This is a genomic window from Roseobacter sp. EG26, from assembly GCF_049830555.1.
Lineage (GTDB): Bacteria > Pseudomonadota > Alphaproteobacteria > Rhodobacterales > Rhodobacteraceae > Roseobacter.
In genome coordinates this window covers 1-25,170 of sequence record NZ_JBNBLH010000005.1, presented here as the reverse complement: position 1 = coordinate 25,170, position 25,170 = coordinate 1, and the positions used below count along the sequence as shown (strand labels likewise).

19 protein-coding genes are annotated in these 25,170 nt (G+C 59.0%); 8 read left to right on the top strand and 11 right to left on the bottom strand.

Going from position 1 to position 25,170, the window contains the following annotated elements; translation table 11 throughout:
• Window positions 1-44: 44 nt before the first annotated feature.
• The gene (gene ubiA / locus ACOTTU_RS12395) at window positions 45-1,007 is read right to left on the bottom strand and encodes a 4-hydroxybenzoate octaprenyltransferase (protein ID WP_425658399.1); all 963 of its coding nucleotides are present in this window, start codon (window positions 1,005-1,007) and stop codon (window positions 45-47) included.
• A gap of 24 nt (window positions 1,008-1,031) precedes the next feature.
• On the opposite strand from ubiA, the gene ACOTTU_RS12390 reads away from it, so the two are divergent.
• From ACOTTU_RS12390 to ACOTTU_RS12380, 3 genes are all read left to right on the top strand, one after another.
• Complete coding sequence (locus ACOTTU_RS12390) at window positions 1,032-1,751, top strand: 16S rRNA (uracil(1498)-N(3))-methyltransferase (protein ID WP_425658398.1); 720 nt, start codon at window positions 1,032-1,034, stop codon at window positions 1,749-1,751.
• Window positions 1,748-2,269 carry a hypothetical protein gene (locus ACOTTU_RS12385; RefSeq protein ID WP_298913945.1) on the top strand — a complete coding sequence of 174 codons (522 nt, stop codon included), beginning with the start codon at window positions 1,748-1,750 and terminating at the stop codon, window positions 2,267-2,269. The genes ACOTTU_RS12390 and ACOTTU_RS12385 overlap by 4 nt, the downstream gene beginning before the upstream one ends.
• A gap of 67 nt (window positions 2,270-2,336) precedes the next feature.
• Window positions 2,337-3,707 (top strand): glutamate--cysteine ligase, encoded by a 1,371-nt coding sequence (locus tag ACOTTU_RS12380; RefSeq protein ID WP_425658397.1) that lies wholly within the window; start codon window positions 2,337-2,339, stop codon window positions 3,705-3,707.
• A gap of 105 nt (window positions 3,708-3,812) precedes the next feature.
• On the opposite strand, the gene ACOTTU_RS12375 is transcribed toward ACOTTU_RS12380, so the two are convergent.
• The 8 genes from ACOTTU_RS12375 to ACOTTU_RS12340 form a co-directional block, all read right to left on the bottom strand.
• The gene (locus ACOTTU_RS12375; RefSeq protein ID WP_425658395.1) at window positions 3,813-5,351 is read right to left on the bottom strand and encodes an ATP-binding protein; all 1,539 of its coding nucleotides are present in this window, start codon (window positions 5,349-5,351) and stop codon (window positions 3,813-3,815) included.
• A complete protein-coding gene (locus ACOTTU_RS12370) occupies window positions 5,339-6,019 on the bottom strand; it encodes a response regulator transcription factor (RefSeq protein WP_425658393.1) in 681 nt (226 codons plus the stop codon). The genes ACOTTU_RS12375 and ACOTTU_RS12370 overlap by 13 nt, the downstream gene beginning before the upstream one ends.
• Complete coding sequence (locus ACOTTU_RS12365; protein WP_425658391.1) at window positions 6,016-8,106, bottom strand: VIT and vWA domain-containing protein; 2,091 nt, start codon at window positions 8,104-8,106, stop codon at window positions 6,016-6,018. The genes ACOTTU_RS12370 and ACOTTU_RS12365 overlap by 4 nt, the downstream gene beginning before the upstream one ends.
• 12 nt (window positions 8,107-8,118) lie before the next feature.
• Complete coding sequence (xrtT, locus tag ACOTTU_RS12360) at window positions 8,119-9,543, bottom strand: exosortase T (RefSeq protein ID WP_425658389.1); 1,425 nt, start codon at window positions 9,541-9,543, stop codon at window positions 8,119-8,121.
• A gap of 380 nt (window positions 9,544-9,923) precedes the next feature.
• On the bottom strand, window positions 9,924-11,003 hold the full coding sequence (locus tag ACOTTU_RS12355; RefSeq protein ID WP_425658388.1) for a BMP family ABC transporter substrate-binding protein: 1,080 nt from the start codon (window positions 11,001-11,003) through the stop codon (window positions 9,924-9,926).
• Between the two features lie 52 nt (window positions 11,004-11,055).
• Entirely contained in the window at window positions 11,056-11,976 is a 921-nt protein-coding gene (locus tag ACOTTU_RS12350; protein WP_425658386.1) for an ABC transporter permease, read from the bottom strand.
• The gene (locus ACOTTU_RS12345; protein WP_425658384.1) at window positions 11,976-13,058 is read right to left on the bottom strand and encodes an ABC transporter permease; all 1,083 of its coding nucleotides are present in this window, start codon (window positions 13,056-13,058) and stop codon (window positions 11,976-11,978) included. The genes ACOTTU_RS12350 and ACOTTU_RS12345 overlap by 1 nt, the downstream gene beginning before the upstream one ends.
• A gap of 45 nt (window positions 13,059-13,103) precedes the next feature.
• On the bottom strand, window positions 13,104-14,618 hold the full coding sequence (locus ACOTTU_RS12340) for an ABC transporter ATP-binding protein (protein ID WP_425658382.1): 1,515 nt from the start codon (window positions 14,616-14,618) through the stop codon (window positions 13,104-13,106).
• A 353-nt stretch (window positions 14,619-14,971) separates the two neighbouring features.
• Here ACOTTU_RS12340 and dnaE point away from each other — a divergent pair, with 353 nt between their 5' ends.
• Window positions 14,972-18,472 (top strand): DNA polymerase III subunit alpha, encoded by a 3,501-nt coding sequence (gene dnaE / locus ACOTTU_RS12335; RefSeq protein ID WP_425658381.1) that lies wholly within the window; start codon window positions 14,972-14,974, stop codon window positions 18,470-18,472.
• Here the strand turns inward: dnaE and ACOTTU_RS12330 are convergent.
• Window positions 18,469-18,663, bottom strand: coding sequence for a SlyX family protein (locus ACOTTU_RS12330; RefSeq protein WP_298913967.1), 195 nt, complete (start codon window positions 18,661-18,663; stop codon window positions 18,469-18,471). The two genes, dnaE and ACOTTU_RS12330, sit on opposite strands and share 4 nt — an antisense overlap.
• Before the next feature lie 143 nt (window positions 18,664-18,806).
• On the opposite strand from ACOTTU_RS12330, the gene hisS reads away from it, so the two are divergent.
• From hisS to hisG, 3 genes are read left to right on the top strand one after another with little or no spacing between them, the layout of a single operon-like run.
• Entirely contained in the window at window positions 18,807-20,327 is a 1,521-nt protein-coding gene (gene hisS, locus ACOTTU_RS12325; RefSeq protein WP_425658379.1) for a histidine--tRNA ligase, read from the top strand.
• Window positions 20,324-21,406 (top strand): ATP phosphoribosyltransferase regulatory subunit, encoded by a 1,083-nt coding sequence (locus tag ACOTTU_RS12320; protein ID WP_425658377.1) that lies wholly within the window; start codon window positions 20,324-20,326, stop codon window positions 21,404-21,406. The genes hisS and ACOTTU_RS12320 overlap by 4 nt, the downstream gene beginning before the upstream one ends.
• Entirely contained in the window at window positions 21,403-22,095 is a 693-nt protein-coding gene (gene hisG, locus ACOTTU_RS12315) for an ATP phosphoribosyltransferase (protein ID WP_425658375.1), read from the top strand. Before ACOTTU_RS12320 ends, hisG begins: the two co-directional genes overlap by 4 nt.
• A gap of 3 nt (window positions 22,096-22,098) precedes the next feature.
• Here hisG and ACOTTU_RS12310 read toward each other — a convergent pair whose 3' ends face one another.
• The gene (locus ACOTTU_RS12310; protein WP_425658955.1) at window positions 22,099-22,530 is read right to left on the bottom strand and encodes a DUF1489 family protein; all 432 of its coding nucleotides are present in this window, start codon (window positions 22,528-22,530) and stop codon (window positions 22,099-22,101) included.
• A 145-nt stretch (window positions 22,531-22,675) separates the two neighbouring features.
• Between ACOTTU_RS12310 and ACOTTU_RS12305 the strand changes: the two genes are divergently transcribed.
• The gene (locus ACOTTU_RS12305) at window positions 22,676-24,970 is read left to right on the top strand and encodes an adenosylcobalamin-dependent ribonucleoside-diphosphate reductase (RefSeq protein ID WP_425658373.1); all 2,295 of its coding nucleotides are present in this window, start codon (window positions 22,676-22,678) and stop codon (window positions 24,968-24,970) included.
• Window positions 24,971-25,170 lie beyond the last annotated feature (200 nt).

Here is a 25,170-nt window from a genome sequence, read left to right as displayed (position 1 = left end):
AACAAGGTCTCTCACCTGATACGCCTCCGGGCGCGGGGTTTCAATCATGCCAGCAGTGCTGCGGCAAAAAAGAGCAGCGGGATCATGCCAGTATCCCGGTTGGCGCGAAACAGTTGTAACAATTTCCCGCTATCCTCGATGTCGAGCCCGCGCAATTGCCAGGCCATGTGCCAGCCCATGGCCCAGGGTCCCGCCAGCGCCAGCACCATGGCCAGCACGCTGGCACGGGGCAGCGCGCTGTAAATCACTGCCAATCCCATCAACCCCACTGTCGCCATCAGGAAGCGGCGCAGCCATTTTGCGGTGTTTTTTCCAAAAAGACGGGCGGTGGATTTGATGCCGATCAGGGCGTCATCCTCGGTATCCTGATGCGCGTAGATCGTGTCGTAGAATAATGTCCAGGCGATTCCGGCGGCGTATAACACAATCGCCGGGGCGTGCAGGGTGCCGCTATGGGCGGCCCATGCGAGCATGGCGCCCCAGTTGAAGGCGAGCCCCAGAAAAACCTGCGGCCACCACGTGAACCGCTTTGCAAAGGGGTAGATGGCCACCGGCAGCAGCGCAAGCACCCCCATGGCAATCGCCGCCTGATGGAAGGTCAGCAGAATGCAAAGGGCCAGCAACGACTGCGCGCACATCCAGATCACGGCCCCCCGAACGCTGACCTGCCCTGACGGGATGGGCCGTGATCGCGTGCGCTCGACCTGCCCGTCAAAATTGCGATCACTGATGTCATTCCAGGTGCAGCCCGCGCCCCGCATGAGCCAGGCGCCAATGCCACAGCCGACCGCGATCCACAGATCGTGCCAGCTGGTGTTGCCATCGTGGATCATCGCCAGAATGAGACCCCACCAACAGGGCAACAGCAAAAGCCAGGTGCCGATCGGTCGGTCGGCGCGGCTGAGGCGCAAATACGGGCGTGACCACGCAGGGGCATGTATATCGACCCAGTTGTCTTTTACCGCATCGGCCACCTGACCATCTGGTACTGTCTTCGGGTCTTGCATATGTATCTCTCCATGGACCGTATCGTGACAGCCAAGATCCGACTTTATGTAGAGCATGCTTTGGGGCAGGGGCAATTGGTTCCGATGTCGCGGGAGCAGGCACATTACCTTTTTGGCGTGATGCGGCTGGGTGTGGGTGCCCCCGTGCTGCTTTTCGATGGAAAGAATGGCGAATGGCTGGCCGAAGTGGCCGAGGCTGGCAAGCGCGGCGGTGTGCTGAGCGTTCTGGAGCAGACAAGGCCGTTGCAGATGCCGCCCGATCTGTGGTTGCTCTTTGCGCCGATCAAAAAGGCGCGCACGGATTTCATCGTGGAAAAAGCGGTCGAGATGGGGGCGGGCATGATCGTTCCGGTCCAGACCGCGTTCACGAATTCCGGACGTATCCAGAAAGATCGTCTTCAGGCCCACGCGGTGGAGGCAGCCGAGCAATGTGGTGCCACATATGTGCCCGAAGTGCCCGATATGGTCCGGCTGGACGCGGCACTGGACCGCTGGAACCGGTCGCGCCAGATCATGTTCTGCGACGAAGCCCGGGCCGGGGAGCAGGCGGCTCTGCCTCCGGCAAACGGCCCCTGGGCGATCCTGATCGGTCCCGAAGGCGGGTTTTCACCCAAGGAACGGGACCGCTTGCACCGGCTGGAATGCGCGCACCCGGTGCCGCTTGGCCCCCGGATTCTACGGGCGGATACGGCGGCGGTTGCGGCGTTGACCCTGTGGCAAACTCAACTGGGAGACTGGCAATGATCCGACCCGAGGCCAAGGCCCAGCTGCTCAGATGGCGCGAAGCCCTCGCGGGCGCTTTCATGGTTGCTGTGGGCCTGTGGTGGCTTCTGGGTCCGGGGCGGCTCTTGATCTTCCCGGCAGCGGCACTGATTGTTGCCGGGGGCGCGCTGATCTGGATCGGTGTGCAACGCGCGCGGTTTCGAAATGCGGGTGAAGGGCCGGGTTCCGTGCGTGTCGACGAGGGACAGATCACCTATTTCGGACCCCTGACGGGCGGCGCGGTTGCTTTGCAGGAACTGTCGCAACTCACTCTGGACAAAGGGCTTTTCCCGGCGCATTGGCGGTTGCGGCAGCCCGGTCATCCTGAACTGCTGATCCCGATCAACGCCGAAGGGGCCGACGCACTTTTTGACGCTTTCGCGACGCTCTCGGGATTGCGGACAGAACGCATGCTGAGCGCCCTGCAGACAAAGGGCAAACACCCGATTGTGATCTGGCAGCGCGACCCTTCGGCGAATGCACAGATTAGTCTGCATTGACACCCCGATGAATTCGCCGCATCCCTGAGCCCTGATACGCATCGGCTGAACAAACGGAGCCTCGCACATGTCCATTCCTCAATCCGGCGGCGGCCCGATCACCTCCCATGACCAATTGGCGCAATATCTGGCGGATGGCTGCAAGCCGAAAGAAGACTGGCGCATCGGGACCGAGCACGAGAAGTTCGGCTATTGCAAGGACACGCTGCAACCGCTGCCCTATGAGGGTGCGCGTTCGATCCGGGTGATGCTGGAAGGCCTGCGCGACACCCACGGCTGGGCGCCGGTCGAAGAAGGCGGCAAACTCATCGGGCTGGAAAAGGACGGGGCCAATATCAGCCTGGAACCCGGCGGGCAGCTTGAGCTTTCGGGGGGTCCGCTGGAGACCATCCACGAGACCTGCGACGAGGTGAACACCCATCTGCGCGAAGTGCAGGACGTGGCCGACAGGATCGGCGCGGGGTTCATCGGTCTGGGGGCAGCCCCAATCTGGACCCATGGCGACATGGATCTGATGCCCAAGGGCCGCTACAAACTGATGAATGAATATATGGCCAAAGTCGGCACCATGGGCCGGGTCATGATGCGCCGCACCTGCACGGTTCAGGTCAACCTCGATTTCGGCTCCGAGCAGGACATGATCCAGAAAATGCGTGTGGCTCTGGCGCTGCAACCGATTGCCACGGCACTGTTCGCCAATTCGCCTTTCTTTGAGGGCAAACCCAACGGGCATAAATCGTGGCGCAGCCGCGTCTGGCGCGATCTAGATGATGCGCGCACCGGGACCTTGCCCTTTGTCTTTGAAGACGGCTTTGGCTTTGAGCGCTGGGCTGAATATGCGCTCGATGTGCCGATGTATTTCGTCTATCGCGACGGCCAGTATATCGACGCGCTGGGCATGTCTTTCCGCGACTTCCTGAAAGGCGAACTGCCTGCCTTGCCGGGCGAAATCCCGACATTGAGCGATTGGGCGGATCATTTGACCACCGCCTTCCCCGAGGCGCGGATGAAGCGGTTTATCGAGATGCGCGGGGCCGATGGTGGCCCATGGCGCCGTCTGTGTGCCTTGCCCGCGTTCTGGGTCGGACTGATGTATGACCAGTCGGCACTGGACGGGGCCTGGGATCTCGCAAAAGACTGGGATGCCGAAACCCGTGAGGCCATGCGCGTGGCGGCCTCCGTCGACGGGCTTCAGGCCGAGGTGAACGGTATCAACATGCATGACATCGCGCGCGAAGCCGTGGCGCTCAGCCATGAAGGGCTGAAAAACCGCGCCCGGCCCGGAGCCGGCGGGCTGGTGCCGGATGAGACCCATTTCCTCAACGCGCTGCAAGAGAGCATCGAAAGCGGCAAAGTGCCCGCCGATGAGCTGCTGGATCATTATCACGGCGACTGGCAGGGTGATCTGAACCGCATCTATGCGGAATATTCCTACTGAGCGCAGAGCGCCCCGCAGCCTGATGCAGGCGCGAGGCCCGAACGCCGGTCACGATATCGGGCTCCTGTAAATGGCAGGGCCCTGGTTTCAAGGATCGCGCGCCGCTCAACGCCTGAATACGATCTGAAAAATGGCACCCTTGTTGCCGGGTTTCGCTCTCAATGTCGCGCCATAGCCCTCCAGAATGGTTTTGCAGATCGCTAGCCCCATGCCGGTGCCGCCCGTGTCGCGCCGGGTCGTGAAAAACGGCTCGGACAGGCGGTCAATATCTTCCGCCTCGATGCCATCGCCATCATCCGCAAGCGTCAGGATATGCCCATCCCGGGAAATCCGCAGCGTTTGTGCATTATGGGCCTGCGCGTTTTGCGCTATGTGCAGCAGGATCATCCGGCCATGTTCCATGGTCAGGGGCAGCTGTGTATCCTCAGGGCAGCCATTGTCGATGCGCAAGCCGTCCACCTGCGGGATCATTTCGCAGAGCTTGCCCGGCTCACCCGGCGCCATGGTTCTCGCCTGTGTCATTTCGCGCAACTGCTCCAGCAAGGCGTTCATGCGGTGTCCCTCGGCGGCGATGTTATCCAGCAGTTTGAGGCGGTCGTCATCGGCAAGGCCATCGCCCTGTAACAGCTCTGCCGCAGCCACGATGGTCGTGACGGGTGATTTCAGCTCATGGGTCACATGATCCGAATAGGTTGTGATCTCCTGCGACCGTTTGGTCAGCGTGGCAGCCATCTGTTCAACGCTTTCACCCAGGGTGGCCAGCTCGCGAAATCCGTAATGCGGCAGCGCTGCTGCGTGGTCCTTGTGGCCCTCGGCCACCGCCATTGCCGCATCGCGCAGCCCCGTCACGGGACGTGAAATCAGCCGGGTCAGCACCCATCCGATCAGAGAGGCAAGGGCGAGCATGACGACAAACATGGTCAGGATGGCGCTGCGTTCCTGATAGAGGAATTTGCCCAGATTGAGGGGTGTTCGTGAAATGTGGACGGCACCAATGACACGATCTGCAACAATCACCGGGTAGGCGACAAAAACGCGAAACCCGGTGTCGCGGCTCAGGGACGCAAGCGGATGCACCTTGTTGCCATCGCCGCGCAACCGCAGCACCCGACCGATGTCACCACCCAGTGCCGCCTGAACTTCGACAAGATCGCCAAGGCTCGGGGCACCGGGCGCGTTCAAAAGCCGCCCGTCATGGTTCAGAAACGCAACGCCTGAGAAAGTCGTCTGCTGCGCCCCCCGGGCGATGCTGACAAGCGGGTCAATGATGGCCATATACCGCGGGTCAATTTCCGTCGAAACCGGGTCACCTGCCGGGCGCGGTGGCAGCACCGGATCGTGACGCACATTCAACAGCGCCCGCGCCGGATGCAGGTCCTGGCCCCAGTGCTGCTTTTGTGCATCCGTCAGAGCGGTGCCAATTGTCGGTCCGGGCAGGGGGCTGAAGGCGCTCGCGTAAAGCTCGGCATAGATGGCGGCTTGCTGAATAAGCGATTGTTCTGTCTCCCGCACGAACTGGTTCGAGGTCAGCCGAAGGGCGAGCAGTGCGATCAGCGGAACCGAGACAAGGGCCGCACAAACGCCTGCAACAACCATCGCAATGGACGGGCGCCGGCGTTTTCGGATGCCGGTCACCTGCGACATGTGCCCAGTTTCAGGCCAACGCTATGGACGGTTGCGATCAGATCGCCACACCCCACTGCCGCTGCCTTTGCGCGAATATTGCGCAGGTGGCTGTCCAATGTCCGGCCTGACAGGGCGGTATTGGGCCCATAGATGCCGGTGATCAGCTGGTTGCGGTCAAAAACCCGCTGTGGCGCGCGCACCAGCAGTTCCAGCAAGGAAAATTCCGTCGCGGTCAGGACCAGTTCGGCCCCGCCAAGAACACAGCTGTGAGCGGTCGGATGCAAGGTCAGATCCCCGTGGCTCAGACTGTCATCCGCCGCAGGTTTACCGCGCGCAAGGATCGCCTTGATCCGCAGAACCAGTTCGCGCGGACTGAAGGGTTTGGGCACGAAATCATCCGCGCCCAGTTCAAAGCCCAGCACCCGGTCAATCTCATCTTCCTGTGCAGTCAGGAAGAGCACCGGAACATTTGAGGTGGCGCGGATCGCCTTGCAGCAGTCAAAGCCATCCATTTGTGGCATCCCGATATCAAGAACCACCAGATCGACAGCCTCACGCGAGATCCGGGTCAGCGCAGCCTGACCATTTGCCGCCTCCAGCGTCTCGAAACCCGCCGATTGCAAGGCGATCCGCACGACATCGCGAATATGCGGGTCATCATCAACAATCAGGACGCGGGACATCATGGGTGACGTTGTACTTCCGCGCATCGCTTTGTCCAGAACCAACCGGCACTTGCGATCCTGCGGCGCAGGCTGATCAGCGACATGACGAGGACGATCAGAAAGCCGAAGATCGTTTGAGGCTCCGGTGTGGACGCGCCGGAAAACCCGCCCTGAAACGCGGTGACGGGCACGCCTGCGGGGATCGGCAACGGAACCGATGCCGGTGTCGCCGCCTGTCCGGTCGTGTTCACCTTTTGCCGGGACACCGCAACAAAGGAGGTGTTCTGCGTTTGCAGCGAGAAGGCCAAGCCAAGGCGGGTGATCTCCGCATTCGCGGCCTGCGCATTGTCGCGCCCAAGGGCCACGTCGCGCGTCAGCGTCGCAATCCGGTTGCGGGCCCAGACCAGCGGCAAACCCGCCGCCTGTTCGTTATGTGTCAGGCTCAGCGCCACCGGCATTTCCGCAGCCCGGCCCTGGACGCGACCTTTGACCACGATTTGTGCTGTGTCGGGGCCGTTGTGACGCGCATAGACCCGCAGACCCTGCCCCGCGAACAGGTCAGGAATGCGCGACGGGGTAACATCGGAAACCTCCAGATCGCCCCAATCAATAAGGATGTCGGTCAACAGCGGCGTCTTTAAGTCTGCGGCAAGGGTTTCGGCCACATCATTGGCCTTTTCCCCCACCGGCACATAGCGGGTATAGCCACGCCCCTCTTGTGTCATGGCATCGAGCAGATAGCGGTTCACCGAACTGCCAATGCCAAAGGCATAGATGCGCGCATCACCGATCTGCCGGTGGATCGTGCGCAAGACCTGTGCCTCGTCACCGATGTAGCCGTCGCTCAGAAAGACAACGATCCGTAGGGTGTCGGCGGGCTGCTCAGTGGCAAGGGCCGTGCGGATGGCCTTGTCGATCTCGGTCCCGCCACCAGCGCTCAGGCGGCGCACGTAATCGCGCGCTTTCCGAACATTGCGCCCCGTCGCAGGCTGGGCTTCGGCGGAATAGATCCGGGTGGTGTCGGCAAAAGGGATGATCCGGAAATAGTCGTCTTCGCGCAGGCCCTGCAGGGCCCTGTCCATGAACACCTTGCTGGCCTCCATTGGCGCGCCATTCATGGAACCAGAGGTGTCCAGAACAAAGACAAGCTCGCGCGGGGTAATCATCGCGTCGTCAGGCAGTGCGGGGGGTTCCACCATCAGCGACAGAAAGCCGCCGCGTTCGTCAACATGCGACAGGCTCGCCGCCTCCAGGGTCGCGCCCCCCAGCTTGTAGCGGATCACGAGGTCTTTGTTGTCGAGCACCCGCGCATCGGAGAAGGCAGCGGTCAGCCCGTCTTCGGTTCTTTCAACGGTCAGAGGATGCGTTGCACTGCCGAAATCCGCGACGGAAATGCCGCTGATCATTTTCAGGTCAAGCGAGACCCGCTCAGCGCGAAAGGTCTCTGGGATCTCCAGCCCAAACACCGGCGGGTGATCCGGCACATCGGCGATGGTCCATGTGTTGACCGGCAACGCCGCCGAATCCTCTGTCGCAATCGCTGCGGTTTCTGCCCCCTCCGGCGATCCCTTGTAGCGCGGGCCGACGACCAGGGGGATGACCAGCTCCTGTTGTCCGTCGATTTTTGGTACCATCTGTACATAGCGCAGGGTCACTTCGATGGGCAGCCCCGGCATCAGATTGGCGATGCGTTGCGTGAACATATTCGGGCGGTGCTGGGTCAGGAGGGCTGCGGCCTTACCCGCCTCGGCAGCCTCCTCAAACGTGGCTTCGGCCTCGGCCCTTTCCTGAATGACGGCTGTTACGATGTCATCGCCCACGACCATCTCCATGCCGTAGATGGCCGCGCTCTGGTTCAGGGGGAAAAGATATTCCGCCTCAATCGGCAGCTGCGCGTCGTTGACAAAGGTCTGCGTGATCTCGACCGTGGCCACATCGCCTTCGATGCTGACCGCGATGTCGCTGTGCAGCATCGGCAGCAGAAACGCCTCACCTCCCAAGGACCCGATCACGTGACCTCCCATGTCGTCAGGGGTGAGTGCCCGCGCGACAGGCGCGCTTGTGAGGCTGAAAAGGGCGCAGAGAAGCGCAAGGAATGAGTGTTGCATGGTATCCTCGTGTTAGGGAAGGTCGAGTGCAGCCAGCGTTGCCAGCTCATAGGAATTTCGGGCGGGCTCGGGAAGTGCTGCGGGGGTGATCCGTTGAACAGACCGCCAGGTGCGGGATGTGCCGATGAGCCACCGCCACACCGCCTCTACCACGCTTGCGGTTGCATACCCCTGTTCCGAGATGAAACTCACCGCGACGGTCCAGACCTGACCGTCCGGTCCCGTGGCCTCATAGATCGAGGTCGGGATCGGGTCGAACCAGGTGCCCTTGAACACGACCTCAAAGCCCATGCCCCGCAGACAGGTTTCCGGGGAATGCAAGTGGCGCAATGGCGATGAGGTGCTGACAAGGTTCAGGCCAAGCGGGCCGTATTGCACCTTCTGGGCCGTTCCCCCGAAGGCGGTGAAATAATGCTGTTCGATCTCAGACAGGGCAACCTCGACCGCGGGGTGGCCGCGCAACTGTATGGGCAAAACCGCGGCTTTTACGGGGGCGGATACGTCGAGGGGCCGTTCAGGCGCGCTGACGATGCTCAACGCGGTGATGATCGCGCAGGCCACGATGGGCAGCTGCGCTTGCCGTGGTATTTGCCATGGGACGCAGATGCGTCTGTTTCGGCGCGCTGGGGTCGGACGGTAGAAACAAAGGGACAGCCCGGCGGAAAGCGCAATCGTCATCACCCCGATTGCCACATGCGGCACTTGGGCCATCGTGTCATATCCAAGCGCCAGCCCGCTGGCCAAAAGGCTGATCCGCAGGGCATTTCCCAACAAGGCAAACAGCATAACCACCCCCAGACCGCTGATGGCAGGCAAAAAAGCAGGTCGGTAAATTACGTTCAGAAAGGCCCAGAGGCTGACCATCAACAACAATCCCGACGCACCGGAGCAGGGCAGGTCCACCAGAACGTCAACCCCGTTCACCTGGAGCCGCACCCCTTCGCAGATCAGATCGTCAAAGACCGGCGACAGCATTCGGCAGGCCACTTCCGCAGATAGCCTTTGCAACGGATAGCCCGCGATCCGTTGCAGGATCGGGCCGAGCGGCAAGGCAAAGAGGAAAAATACCGCGAGCCAGAACGGCGAGATCGCGAAACGGCGATGTTCAAGGCGTAGCAAGGCCGCCAGCGCGTAGATGTCAGCCGCAAGGGCAAGCGCGCTTACGATGTTTACGGCAAGTATCTGGCCCAGCAGGCGCAGGCCCGCAGCGAAGAGAAACAGAACAAAAACGCGACCGGTCGGGGGTGCCGCTCTGGGGGAGGAGCTTTTAAGGGACAGACCAACCAGACCGAAAAGTGCCAGACAATAAAGTCCCCCATCGGATTGATAGGATGGATCGTGCCAGCTGTGAACGAGCCATTTGAGGGGCTCGACAGCCAGCAGGGCAGAGGCCAGAGCCAAACCCGTCCAAAGCAATGTATTGCGTTTTTGTTCCATGCTTGGTGGTATGACGCGCGGCTTTGCAGATCGGCCTGTCAGGATGTGCAGAAACTGTGCAGCATGGAACATCGTGGATCGGCGGTAAGATACGTGCGCCGGGGCAGGGCTTGTTTAACCGAGGCGGGTGTTTTCCGGTCTTTGACGTGGATATGCATGGAAACGCCGCTGATCGGTGCACGGGCTGTGCACAGCTTGTGTACGGGGTGTGCGCCGGGGATATCCCTTGTTTTGCGGGCCGGTTTGGGACCCGGGCCAGGGGGCATGTCCGGGCCGCCTCGCGGTGTTGCGCGTACGCCTTGGTGACCATTCGGGCAGTGGCCAAAAAAAATGCCCCGGCGGTTGGGCCGGGGCATCGTTACCAACAGATGTCAGATGGATCAGTTCGGAATGTCGCCTTCAATGCCCTCGACATAGAAGCTCATGCCCGCAAGGGTGCCGTCATCGGCCACTTCGCCATCTGCCAGCCAGTCGCTGCCGTCCTGCTTTTTCAAAGGGCCGGTGAAGGGGTGATATGCGCCGGAGGCAATCGCGTCTTTCATCGCCAGCGCTTCGGCCTTCACGTCGGCCGGCACCGCGTCAGAAATCTCGCCAATCCCGACCATGCCCGCGCCGATGCCGTCCCATGTGTCAACGCTTTCCCAGGTGCCATCCATCACCGCTTTTGTCCGCGCGATGTAGTAGGGCGCCCAGTCATCAATGATCGAGGAAACGCGCGGCAGGGGCGCATATTGGCCCATATCGGAGGCCTGACCAAAGGTGATCACATTGCCTGCTTCCTGTGCAGCCGCCTGTGGCGCGGTCGAATCCGTGTGTTGCAGAACAACATCAGCCCCCTGTTCGATCAGGACCTTGGCCGCGTCCGCTTCTTTGGCCGGATCAAACCAGGTGTAGGCCCAGACGATCTTGAACTGCACGTCAGGGTTTACCTTTTTCGCATGAATATAGGCGGAATTGATGCCCCGGATCACTTCGGGGATGGGGAAAGACCCGATATACCCGATGATGTTCGATTTGGTCATCGACCCGGCGATATGTCCCTGGATCGCGCGCCCTTCGTAGAACCGCGCCGAATAGGTCGAGACATTCTCCGCGCGCTTGTAGCCCGTAGCATGTTCGAATTTCACCTTCGGGAACTTCTTGGCGATGTTGATCGTCGGATCCATGTAGCCAAACGACGTGGTGAAGATCAGATCCGCCCCGTCAAGCGCCATTTGTGTCATCACACGCTCGCTGTCCGGGCCTTCTGCGACGTTCTCCACGAAAACGGTCTCAACCGCATCGCCAAACGCCTCTTCGACCGCAAGGCGGCCTTTGTTGTGTTCATAGGTCCAGCCGCCGTCGCCGACCGGGCCCACGTAGACAAAACCAACCTTGGTTTTCTCGTGGCCATCAGCAAAGGCGCTTGTGGCCAGACCCAGCGCCACCGCAGCGCTGGCCAAAAGGGTTGTGATTTTCATTTCAGGTCTTCCCCATATTGTGCAGCCCCTTGTTTGGAGCGTTGATTGGCCCCTAGTTTGAGGCGTGGAATGTTCGGCCCAAAGAGCCGGGTGCCGCACTTTTATCCGCAGACAGGATGACCAGTACGACGATGGTGATCAGATAGGGCGACATTGCCAGATATTCGACGGGAATGGCAACGCCCGCCCCTTGCAGATTGAGCTGCAATTGCGTGATCCCGCCAAAAAGATAGGCACCCAGCAGAACGCGCCACGGCTTCCAGCTGGCAAAGACGACTAGCGCGAGCGCGATCCATCCGACGCCTGCGGTCATGCCTTCGGTCCATTGCGGCACGCGGATCAGACTGATGTAGGCGCCCCCCATGCCCGCGCAGGCACCGCCGAACATGATGGCAAGCGTGCGGATGCGGACGACCTTGTAACCAAGCGCATGGGCCGCATCATGGTTTTCACCGACGGCCCGCAGAACCAACCCGACGCGGGTATATTTGAGCGTCGCCCAGACTGCCGCAACAAGGCCAATGCCGAAATAAAGGATCGGATCATGGGAAAAGACGACCGGCCCGACGACCGGAATTTCCGCCAGAAACCCGAAGTTGATATCCGGCAGACGCGGCGGCTTGATGCCCACATATCCCTGCCCCAGAAGGGCCGACAAACCCAGACCAAAGAGCGTGAGCGCGAGGCCGGAAGCCACCTGATTGGCCAGCGTAATCTGGGTCAAAAACGCGAAAAGCAGGCTCAACACAGCCCCACCTGCGGCCGCTGCCACAAAGCCGATGATCGGCGATCCGGTTTCAACCGCAATGGCAAAGCCGCAGATCGCTCCGAGGATCATCATGCCTTCGACCCCGAGGTTCAGGACACCCGCACGCTCGACCACAAGCTCGCCGGTGGCCGCCAGCAGAATGGGTGTGGCGGCACTCATCAGTGCAGCAAATAGCAGGATCGGATTAATGACTGAAAGGTCCATTATGCGGCCTCCGACCGGCCAAAACGCAGCCTGTAGTTCGTGAACATGTCCAGCGCCAGCAGGAAGAACAGCAGCATGCCCTGAAAAACCTGTATGGCCGCGGCAGGCAGGCCCAATTGGCTTTGCGCTATGTCACCGCCAATGTAGGTCAGCGCCATCAACAGCCCCGCAAGCACGATGCCGATGGGGTGCAGGCGGCCCAGAAACGCCACAATGATGGCTGTGAAACCGTATCCGACGTTAAAGTCGATGCTGACCTGCCCCGCCGGACCGGAGACCTCAAAGAGACCGGCAAGTCCGGCTAGCAGACCAGATGTGCCCAGGCAAAAGAGGATCAGCCGGTTTGGGTTCACACCAGCAAACCGCGCCGCGCGCGGGGCTTCGCCGGTGACCCGAACCGCAAATCCCAGCCGGTGCCGCGCCAGCAGCACATAGGCAAAAATCACCGCAATCAGGGCCGCGACAACACCCCAATGCATGCCGGACCCGGCAATGATCTCGGCGTTATGGGCGGAGGCATATTGTTGCAGGTTGCGGCTGCCCGGAAATCCGAATCCTTCCGGGTTTTTCAGCAATCCCAACGACATGGAGGCAAGGAACTGCTCTGCCACATAGACCAGCATCAGCGACACGAGGATTTCATTCGTCCCGAATTTTACCTTCAGGAAAGCGGGGATCATCGCCCAGAGCCAGCCGCCGAATGCACCCGCCAGCACCATAAACGGAAAGATCAGGACATTTTCAGTGGGGTAGAAGGCCAGCCCGGCCCCGGCCCCGAAAAGCGCGCCCATGATGTACTGCCCTTCGGCACCGATGTTCCAAATACCGGCCTTGAAGCCAAGACTCAGACCAATCGCGATCAGAACGAGCGGCGCGCCTTTGATCAGAAGCTGCGGGCGATAATAAAACGAGAACTCGCCAAAAAGCGGTTCCCAGAAGATGGTGAGAATGGAGGTCACCGGATCCTTGCCCAATGCCGCAAAGAGCAACCCGCCAAAAAAGAACGTGGCGATCACCGCAAGAACAGGCGTCAAATAAGAAAAGGCGCGACTGGGTTCGGGGCGTTTTTCCAGCGCAATCATTGCGGTACGCCCCGTGGGTCAAGAAGGATCGTAGGCTTCAGACGTTCAGACATGCGCCACCTCCATGCCATGTGCGCCGCCCATCATCAGCCCGATCTGCTCGACTGAGAGGCCATCCGTGCTGCACGGCTCGGACAATCGTCCTTCGTTAAGCGCTGCAAAATGGTCGGAAATCTCCATCAACTCGTCGAGGTCCTGGCTGATCACGATGACCGCAGCCCCTTTGCCCGCGAGATCAAGCAATGACTGCCGGATGGCGGCCGCGGCAGAGGCATCTACGCCCCATGTCGGTTGATTGACGACCAGCACCTCAGGGTTCTGTAACACCTCGCGCCCAATGACAAATTTTTGCAGGTTTCCACCGGAGAGGGACCGTGCGGCATTTCCCGGGCCGGGCGTACGTACATCAAATGCTTCGATAATTTTTTCTGCGAAGCCACGTGCTGCGGGCCAGTTCAAAAAACCATTCCGCTCCAGGTTCTGGCGCGCCGCTCCTGTGAGCATCGCGTTTTCGGTCAAAGACATATCCGGCGCGGCGGCATGGCCCAATCGTTCTTCTGGGGCTGCCAGTAACCCGATTGCGCGCCGCGCGTTGGGTCCCAGATGTCCAATGTCTTCATTCCTCATCTTGATGCTGCCCGCAGGTGACAGGAGTTCGCCTGATAATGCCGCCAGCAGCTCGTCCTGCCCGTTGCCAGCGACGCCGCCGACGCCCAGAATCTCACCCTTGCGCAGCTGAATGGAAACTTCCCGCAAGGGCATGCCGAACGCGGAAGGTGATGGCAGCGACAACGCGCTGACCTCAAGCACGGTTTCTCCCAATGTGAGGCCCGCGCGCGTGGGTGTCCCGAGGACTTTGCCGACCATCATTTCGGCCATCTCCCGCGCTGTGGTTTCGCGCGGGACACAGGTGCCGACGACCTTGCCAAGCCGCAGAATTGTTGCTGAATCGCACAGGCTCCGGATTTCTTCAAGCTTATGAGAAATATACAAAATTGCCGTTCCTTCGGCGCTTAGCTTGCGCAGGGTCTGAAACAGAATGTCCACTTCCTGCGGTGTCAGAACCGATGTCGGCTCATCCATGATCAGCAATTTGGGTTCCTGCAACAAACAACGGATGATCTCGACCCGCTGCCTTTCGCCCGCAGACAGATCACCCACAATCCTGTCGGGTGCCAGCGGCAATCCATAGGTGTCGGAGACCTTCCGGATCTGCTCCGACAATGCGGTCAGTTTAGGTGCGTTCTCCATGCCAAGGGCGATATTTTCGGCAACACTCAGCGCGTCAAAGAGGGAAAAGTGCTGGAAGACCATTCCCACACCAGAACCGCGCGCCGCGCGGGGCTCGGACGGGGCGTAGGCTACGCCGTTCATCTTCATCTCGCCATGATCCGGCTTGACCAGCCCATAGATCATTTTGACGAGCGTTGATTTGCCGGCGCCGTTTTCGCCTAGCAGGGAATGCACTTCTCCGGGGTTGATTTCCAAAGATACATCGTCGTTCGCGACAACACCCGGGTAGGCCTTGGTCAGCCCCTTGAGCGACAACAAGGGCGTCATCAACGTGTCGTCCGCAAGTTCGGGATTGAGAGAATTGTGGCTTTGTCGATCGAGCGGTTAACCCGATCCAAGAGCAACACCCGCAAGCGCTGCGCCCCTGTTTCTCCAATTCGGCGAAACGCTGAGTTCATTTAGTCAGATCCGCCGCGGTACCAAGGGCCCGGACTGCCATGCGTTCGATGCGGCGTAGAACGTCAGGCAGGCGTTAAGCAAACAGAGGCTAAGCGCACGTAATGTCGTTTTGCAAGTAAAAATATGTATTTCTACCGTGGCTTGAATAGGTCCTGACGAAATCTGACATCGCGATCCTCTTCCCTCTGGCAGCGATCAATATGGTCCTCTAGGGTCACGTCATGAGCTCTGATCCCCGATTCATTCATCTGCGCAGCCATTCCGAATACTCGTTGTTGGAAGGGGCTTTGCGTCTCAAGAAATTGCCTGACCTATGCCATGACGCGCAGATGCCAGCACTGGCGCTGACCGACACAAACAACATGTTCGCAGCACTGGAGTTTTCTGTTGCGATGTCTGGTGCCGGTGTACAGCCGATCCTCGGTTGTCAGGTCGATGTCACTTACATGCAAACGCACCCTGGAGAGAAACCGCGCTTGCCTGCGCCGCTGGTTTTATTGGCTCAATCCGAGGTCGGTTATGAAAACCTGATGAAGCTCAATTCCTGCCTCTATCTGGACAAGGGCGGTGCGCTGCCGCAAGTCAGTCTGGATGAACTGGAAACGCATGCTGCGGATGTGATTTGCTTAACGGGTGGTGCAAATGGCCCTGTTGGGATGTTGCTGCAAGGGGGGCAAAAACCAGCAGCTCAAACGTTGATGAACCAGTTGAAGGCGGCTTTCGGCGACAGACTGTATGTGGAATTACAGCGCCATCCGGATGAGAATGGGCAACCCGAAGCGGAACGTCTGACCGAACGGGGCTTTGTGGAGATGGCCTATGCGATGGATTTGCCCTTGGTTGCGACCAATGACGTCTATTTCCCCAAATCCGACATGTATGAGGCTCATGATGCGCTGATCTGCATTGCCGAAGGGGCTTATGTCGATCAGCAGGATGCACGCCGCCGCCTTACGGCGCAGCACTATTTCAAGTCACAGTCCGAGATGGTGACACTTTTTGCCGATCTCCCTGAAGCCATTGAAAACACGGTCGAGATTGCAAAGCGCTGCGCGTTTCAAGCCTATCGGCGCGACCCCATTCTGCCCCGGTTTGCCGATAACGAGATTGAAGAGCTCAGGCGCCAGTCGCACGCCGGTTTGAAAAACCGGCTGTCCGTCATTCCGCATGCCACCAGCGTGGAAGAGTACGAGAAACGGCTCGATTTCGAATTGGACATCATCGAAGGGATGGGGTTTCCGGGTTATTTTCTGATCGTTGCGGATTTCATCAAATGGGCCAAGGACAATCACATTCCGGTCGGCCCGGGCCGGGGGTCGGGTGCGGGCTCTCTGGTGGCCTATGCGCTGACCATCACGGATCTGGATCCGCTGCGCTACAATCTGCTGTTTGAACGATTTTTGAACCCTGAACGCGTATCCATGCCCGATTTCGACATCGACTTCTGTATGGATCGGCGTGAAGAGGTCATTAGGTACGTTCAGGATAAGTATGGCCGCGATAAGGTGGGCCAAATCATCACTTTTGGTGCGCTTTTGTCAAAGGCTGCGGTGCGCGATATCGGCCGTGTATTGCAAATGCCGTACGGTCAGGTGGATCGTTTGTCCAAAATGATCCCGGTTGAAGGGGTCAAACCTGTCTCCATCGAAAAGGCGTTGGCAGATGAGCCGCGCCTGCGTGAAGAAGCCCGTAACGAAGAGGTTGTGGCCCGGCTTCTCGATTATGGTCAGCAGGTCGAGGGTCTGCTCCGGAATGCGTCTACCCACGCGGCGGGTGTGGTGATCGGGGACCGGCCACTGGATGCGCTGGTGCCGCTCTATCAGGATCCACGTTCGGACATGCCTGCCACGCAATTCAACATGAAATGGGTGGAACAGGCCGGGTTGGTGAAATTCGACTTTCTGGGCCTGAAAACCCTGACTGTCATTCAGAACGCGGTGGATCAGATCAAGGCGTCGGGTCGTCATCTGCACATTGCGGCGGACGGGACGGAGCTTTTTCAGCCCCCTGATGGGCTCGAAGATGACATTGGCACCATCCCGTTGGATGATGAAGCGTCCTACAAGCTTTACGCCTCTGCCAAGACGGTTGCGGTTTTTCAGGTTGAAAGTTCGGGCATGATGGATGCCCTCAAACGTATGAAGCCCACCTGTATTGAGGATATCGTGGCGCTGGTTGCGCTCTACCGGCCCGGCCCGATGGAGAACATTCCGACTTATTGCGAGGTCAAGAACGGGCTGAAGAACCGCGAATCCATTCACCCGCTGATCGACGATATTCTGGAGGAAACCCAAGGGATCATCGTTTATCAGGAGCAGGTGATGCAGATCGCGCAGGTCATGGCCGGATACAGCCTGGGTGGTGCCGATCTTCTGCGTCGCGCCATGGGCAAGAAGATTGCCGAAGAGATGGCCAAGGAGCGCCCTAAATTCGAAAAGGGCGCGATGGAAAACGGGGTCGACAAGAAAAAGGCCACCGAGGTTTTCGACCTTCTGGAAAAATTCGCCAACTATGGTTTCAACAAGTCCCACGCGGCGGCCTACGCGGTAGTCAGCTATCAGACCGCCTGGCTGAAAGCGAACCACCCTGTGGAGTTCATGGCGGGTGTGATGAATTGCGATATTCATCTGACCGACAAACTGGCCGTTTATTTCGAGGAGGTGCGCAAGCAGCTTGAATTGCCCTGGGTGCCCCCTTGTGTGAACCGCTCGGATGCGACGTTCAAAGTGGTGGATGGGGCGCTCACCTATGCGCTTGGTGCGTTGAAAAACGTGGGCGTTGAGGCAATGAGGCTGATCACTGATGGCAGAGGTGACAGACCCTTTGCAACGCTGTTTGATCTTGCGCGCCGGGTCGATCTCAAACGCGTGGGAAAGCGCCCGTTGGAGATGTTGGCGCGTTCAGGCGCATTTGATCAACTCGACCCCAATCGTCGCCGTGTGTTTGGCGCGCTGGACGCGCTGGTCGGGTATTCAGCGGCGATTCATGAACAAAAGGCCTCCAGTCAGGTCTCGTTGTTTGGAGAGGCGGGGGAGGACCTGCCAGAGCCAAGGCTGCATCCGATGGAAGATTGGCTGCCTGCAGAACGGCTTGGCGAAGAATTCAAGGCCGTGGGTTTTTATCTCTCTGGTCACCCCCTCGACGATTACATGGGGCCGTTGAAGCGCAAGGGTATTCTGACATTGGATGAAGTCCTCGAAAAAGCGCAGTCAGGTCCGATGAATGCAAAGCTGGCGGGCATCGTTGCTGGCAGGCAGGAGCGCAAATCTGCGCGTGGTAACCGTTTCGCCTTTTGCCAGATGTCTGACACCACCGGCGCGTATGAGGTAACGCTTTTCTCTGAAACACTCGAAAAATCCCGCGAGCATCTTGAAACCGGGGCGAAGGTCGTCATCGCCGTCGAAGCGAGCCTGGAAGCCGATCAGCTTAAGCTGTTGGCGCGATCCGTATCGCCGATCGACGTTGTCACGGCAGACGCGGGCGCCATGGGGCTCAGGGTATTTGTCGAAGCGCCCGAGGCGATCACCGCTGTGGCAAACGTGTTGGAGGGGGCCGCAAACGCCGTAAAAACCGCCGCGCGGGGGCCCGTGGAGCTTTGTTTGATGGATCCGACCTTGCCCGGCGAGGTGGAGGTCGAGCTTGGTCAGGAGTTCGTTGTAAATCCGCAAATCAAGGGCGCCATAAGATCGCTCGCCGGTGTTCTGGAGGTCGAAGAGCTCTAGTAATGAGGGGGCCGTTCGTCGCCAACAACCACACCGCCGGATTGTTGTGCGTCGCGTTCCCCTTCACGCTGCATCAACATGAATACGCGGCGGTTCAAGGTTGCAATTTCAGTTTCCTGTCGGGCAATCACATCGGACAGATCGTCGACCACGCGCGTTAAATGCGCAATCTGTTCTTCGAGCTTTTCCATGGCGATTTCCTTTGATTGAAGGCGGTCGCGTATCATGGGGAGCCGATGCGATAAAGCCATAATCATCAAGTGTCATCGCCGCCTTGTCTGTTCCAGCCCCATCCGCTAGACCGCGCGCGAGCCCAAACGCCAAAGGTAGAACCATGGCCAAAACCAAAAAGACCCCGCGCCCCAAGGCAGAGACGCCCAAGGGTTTCCGTGATTATTTCGGTGCCGAAGTGACGCAACGTGCCGAAATGCTGCGCAAGATCGCGGCGGTCTATCATCGTTACGGGTTCGATGCGCTCGAAAGCTCCGGCGTGGAAACGGTTGAGGCTTTGGGAAAGTTCCTGCCGGATGTGGACCGTCCAAATGAAGGTGTCTTTGCCTGGCAAGAAGATGCCGAAGGTGAAAAGCCGGGTGATTGGCTGGCGCTGCGCTATGATCTGACTGCACCACTGGCCCGCGTATACGCGCAGCATCAGAATGATTTGCCCAAGCCATATCGCCGCTACGCGATGGGCCCGGTCTGGCGTAACGAGAAGCCCGGTCCGGGCCGGTTTCGCCAGTTCTACCAATGTGATGCGGATACGGTGGGCGCGCCTTCGGTTGCCGCGGACGCGGAGATTTGCGCCATGCTAGCCGATTGTCTTGAAGAGGTTGGCATTCCACGCGGCGACTATGTGGTGCGCGTCAACAACCGCAAAGTCTTGAACGGTGTGCTTGAAGTTACGGGCTTGTCCGGCGATGACAGGCAATCCGAACGGGGCATTGTGTTGCGGGCCATCGACAAGCTGGACCGGCTGGGGTTGGCAGGCGTCAAGGCGCTGCTCGGTCCCGGACGCAAGGACGAAAGCGGAGATTTCACCGATGGTGCCGGGCTCAGCGACGCGCAAGCGGATGTCATCATGAGTTTCATGCAAGCCAAAGCAGACACCGGCGCGGAAACGGTCGCCGGACTGCGTGCGCTGGTGCAGGATTCCGAGATAGGTGTGCAGGGCGTGAACGAGCTTGAAACCATCGCAGATTTGCTTGCAGCGGGAGGTTACGGACCGGATCGGATAGAGATCGACCCTTCGGTTGTGCGCGGCCTTGGGTATTACACCGGTCCTGTATTTGAGGCGGAACTCACCTTCGAGATATTCGACGAAAAGGGTCGCAAACGTCAGTTTGGCTCCGTCGCAGGTGGTGGGCGCTATGACGATCTGGTCAAGCGGTTTACCGGGCAGGAAGTTCCGGCAACGGGCGTGTCGATTGGCGTGGATCGGTTGCTTGCCGCATTGCACGCGAAGGGCCGTATGCGGGCTGATATGCAGGGGCCGGTCGTCGTGACCGTCTTGGACCGCGACCGCATGGCCGATTATCAGGCGATGGTTGCGGAGCTGCGCAGTGCGGGCATTCGTGCGGAGGTTTACCTTGGCAATCCGAAGAACTTCGGCAACCAGCTGAAGTATGCGGATCGGCGGGGTAGTCCGATTGCCGTCATTGAAGGGGGCGATGAAAAAGAGCAGGGCGTCATTCAGATCAAGGATCTGATCCTGGGTGCTCGGATCGCCGAAAGTGCCACCCTGGAAGAGTGGAAAGATCGTCCGAGCCAATTCGAAGTTCCCCGCAATCAGCTGGTTTCAAAAGTGCGCGATATCCTCTCGCAACATGGCCTGCCCGGAGGCGGTGCTGATCAATGATCCATCGCGCAAAGACGCTTGCGCGCGCAGCAGAGCTTCGGGCGGATTTCGAGGCGGCAGGTGCCGTGCCTGTGGAGACCCCGATTCTGCAACCCGCGCGGACATTGCTTGATCTTTATGGTGAAGAAATCCGGGCACGGGCCTATGTGACGTCAGACGCGCTACGCGGGGAGCAAATGCTGCGCCCGGATTTTACGGTCCCGGTTGTGCAGATGCATATGGCGCACGGGGCGGAGCCCGCGCGGTATACTTATTCCGGCGAAGTGTTCCGGCGTCAGGAGCATGACCCTGACAGGGCCAACGAATACGTTCAGGTAGGGTACGAGATTTTTGACCGAACTGATCCAGCCTCCGCTGACGCCGAAGTCTTTTCATTGCTGTCAGAGGCGGTGGTTCATCTGAATTTGCGCGCTGCGACCGGCGATATCGGTGTTCTCATGGCCGCAGTTAAAGGATTGCAGACAACAGCGCCGCGCAAGGCAGCGCTGCTCCGGCACATCTGGCGCCCCCGCAGGTTTCGGGCGTTGCTTGAGCGTTACGCAGGGCGGGTGCCTGTATCCGATGAGCGTGCAAAACTGCTTTCGGGGGCGCTTTCCGATACCAGCATACCCATGGTGGGCAAGCGCAGCCGAAGGGAAATTGACAGGCGCATCGACGCATTACGCGAAGATGCAACTGCCGCCCCCCTGTCCGCTGGGGAAGTCGATCTGCTGGACGCCTTGCTTGATGTCAGGGAAACGACCCCCTTCGCTTTGGAGAGACTGCGCGACATCGCCGTCGATATGCCGTCAATTTCTCTTGCCGTCTCAGGTATCGAAATGCGGGCCGACGCGCTCGACAGGCGGGGTGTCGATGTGGAGCATCTGGCTTTCGAGGCGAGTTTCGGGCGTACGTCGATGGAATACTACGACGGCTTTGTCTTTGGGTTTTTCAGTGCGAAACGCCCCGATCTGCCCGCGGTTGCCACGGGCGGACGCTATGATGCGCTTACACATCGCCTCGGTAGTGGTGCGGAAATCCCCGCAGTGGGTGGCGTTCTGCGCCCGGGATTGATGCTGGAACTGGAGGCGCAGCCATGACCGTGAAGCTGGGTGTTCCTTCCAAGGGACGGTTGATGGAAAAGACCTTTGACTGGTTCAGACAACGTGGCGTTTTACTGACGCGTACCGGATCGGAGCGCGAGTATGCCGGGGCTGTTGGAGGGATAGAAGGCGTATCTTTGGTCTTGCTGTCCGCAGGAGAAGTGCCGCGGGAGTTGGCTGCCGGTCGTCTCCATTTCGGGATCACCGGCACCGATCTGATTCGGGAAAAACTTCCCCTTTGGGAACAGCAGCTTCAATGCATGCAGGAACTTGGTTTCGGTCAGGCGGATTTGGTCATGGCTGTCCCGAAAGCATGGGTCGATGTGGACACGCTGGATGACCTCGATGCAGTGGCCGCTGCATTCCGAATCACGCATGGGATGCGTCTGCGGATTGCGACAAAATACCACCGGCTGGTGCGGGATTATCTGCGTCACGGGGGTGTCGCGGACTATGCGCTGGTCGACAGTCAGGGAGCAACGGAAGGCACTGTTGCGAATGAAACGGCCGAGGCTATTGCGGATATAACCTCAAGCGGTGAAACGCTACGGGCAAACCATTTGAAAGTGCTGAAGGAAGAGCCAATACTGAAGTCTCAGGCAACGCTCTGGCGCAGTCGGCTGGCGCCGGTCGACGATCAGGATCGCAACGTGATCAAGAATCTGATTGACCAGCTGTCTCTTTGATCTTCAAAGAACCCCAATCTCGGCCAGAGCACGGTTTAGCTCTACTGGCAATGGATCTTCCGAAGCGCGGCCTTTTGGCAGATCTGGTGGTGCATCGTTCACTGGCAGATAACGCCATCCCTGAAAGGGGCGTTTGAGGCTGCCCTGAGTGCGGATGACCTCATGGTCCAGCACAATCGCGCAGCGGCGAATACCATCGTTGCCGATCACTTCATCCAGGCGCAGGATTTTCTGGCGGCATTGCACGACGCCTTTGATCACCCAGTAGATCGAACCGCCGTTCAGGATTTCCGCTTCGCGTTTTGGCCACATGCGCGTGACATGCCGGGGCAGACCATCTTTGGTTTGGGCAGGCTTCGTGGCCTGCCAGGCTGCCAGGCTTTCCACGTTTTCCGATCCCACGGAAAGCTTGATCAGATTGACGCATTTATCCACAGCTTTGCCCACCGAAACACTCACAGAATCCCCTGCCTGAACACTATATATATTAATACTGCGCAGGTCTTCTTCAACTTCTTGTGGAAATACCCGCGATTCTGGGTTAATTTACGTATCTCCCCCACTCCAAGGAACGGAACCGATGACACGTTTTGCCGCCCCGATTGCTGAACAGATTTGGGACATGAAATATCGCTTCAAAGAAGCGGATGGCACGCCCAAAGACAAAACGGTCGAGGATACATGGCGTCGCATCGCGCGGGACCTCGCGAAAGCCGAGAATGAACCGGAGGTATGGGAAGACCGCTTTTATGCGGCGCTGGAAGATTTCAAATACCTGCCTGCGGGGCGGATTACGGCCGGGGCGGGTACGGCGCGGTCGGTGACGCTTTTCAACTGTTTCGTGATGGGCACGGTGCCTGACAGCATGGGTGGCATTTTTGAGATGCTGAAGGAGGCGGCCCTGACCATGCAGCAGGGCGGTGGCATCGGCTATGATTTTTCGACGATCCGTCCCAAGGGCGCGGATGTACATGGCGTTGCAGCAGATGCTTCTGGTCCGTTGAGTTTCATGGATGTGTGGGATGCCATGTGCCGGACAATCATGTCTGCGGGGTCGCGGCGCGGGGCGATGATGGCCACCATGCGCTGTGATCATCCCGACATCGAAGATTTTATCGCCGCTAAATCAGACCCGGCGCGGCTGCGCATGTTCAACATGTCGGTTCTGGTCACTGATCCTTTTATGGAAGCGGTCAAAGCGGATGCATCCTGGGATCTGGTTTTCGACGGTAAGACCTACCGGACGGTACAGGCATTGGATCTCTGGAACCGGATCATGCAGGCGACATATGACTACGCGGAGCCGGGTGTGATTTTCATCGACCGGATCAATGCCGCCAACAACCTCAGCTATTGCGAGAGCATAGCCGCCACCAATCCCTGTGGCGAGCAGCCCTTGCCGCCCTATGGCGCATGTCTGCTGGGATCCATCAATCTGGCGCGGCTGGTGTCCGATCCCTTTGAAAAGGCGGCGGCTTTGGATCATGCTGCGCTGCAGGAACTGGTGGGCACCGCCGTTCGGATGATGGATAACGTTGTGGATGTGTCGCGATTTCCTTTGGAAGCGCAGGCCGGAGAAGCGCAGGCCAAGCGGCGCATCGGGCTGGGCGTGACGGGTCTTGCGGATGCTTTGCTGATGATGGGCTTGAGATATGGCTCCGACGAGGCGGCGCGTCAGACCGAGGACTGGTTGCACGCGATCGCCCGCGCCGCGTACCTGGCGTCGGTGCAATTGGCGAAGGAGAAAGGGCCGTTCCCCTTGTTCGACGCAGATGCCTATCTGGCATCCGGCACGATGCAGGCGATGGATGAAGATGTGCGGGATGCTGTTCGGACCCATGGTATTCGCAATGCGCTGCTGACGTCGATTGCGCCGACGGGGACCATCAGTCTTTATGCGGGCAACGTGTCCTCGGGCATTGAACCGGTTTTTGCCTATGCCTACACCCGGAAAGTTTTGCAAAAGGACGGATCGCGCACCGAAGAGGAAGTCGTTGATTATGCGGTCAATCTCTGGCGCGAGAAATTCGGGGACAAGGCTCTGCCTGAATATTTTGTCAATGCCCAGACCCTGGCGCCGCTTGACCATGTAAAGATGCAGGCGGCCGCGCAGAAATGGGTGGATTCGTCGATTTCGAAGACAATCAACTGTCCTGTGGACATCGGTTTTGATGATTTCAAGGACGTCTACATGCAAGCCTGGGACACGGGCTGCAAAGGTTGCACGACATATCGGCCAAATGCGGTGACAGGGTCGGTTCTGAGCGTGGCGGAAGACAAACCGGCCAGTGGCGCTCCCGAAGTGATCACCAGTGACGTCGCCGAGCCGCAGCAGCCCCATGGTGACGTCATTTATATGTCAGAACCGCTGGATCGCCCTAGCGAACTGGAAGGCAACACCTACAAGGTCAAATGGCCGGATAGCGAGCATGCGCTCTACATCACGATCAATGACATTGTGCTAGGCGGCCATCGGCGGCCTTTTGAAGTATTCATCAACTCCAAAAACATGGAGCATTTCGCATGGACCGTTGCGTTGACAAGAATGATCTCGGCGGTGTTCCGGCGCGGCGGGGACGTGTCCTTTGTCGTTGAAGAGTTGAAAGCGGTATTTGATCCGCGCGGTGGCGCCTGGATGCAGGGCAAATATATCCCGTCCATTCTGGCGGCTATCGGCGGGGTGATCGAGCAACACATGATTGCAACAGGGTTCATCGAAGGTGAAGGGATGGGGCTGAAATCGGACCCGCAAGCGCAGGTCGTTGGCCTGGATGCGCCACGAGGGCAGGCGTGCAGCAGTTGTGGCCAATATGATCTCCGCATGGTCGAAGGATGTATGACCTGTGGAAGCTGTGGCTTTTCGAAATGTAGTTAGCCGCTTGATAGTGTAATTGTGAATTGGCCGACAGTTTTTCCATTATTGCATAATGAACTGCCATTGATTGGGGGGTAATCTCCCCATTTTTAGAGGGGCGCGTCAGTAGAATCTAAGCTGCCTTCAGTTTTTGTATCGGGGTTATCCCGCCGATCCCCATGTTTGGTCTTTCGTTGTTGTATGTCCATAGCCAATGAGTG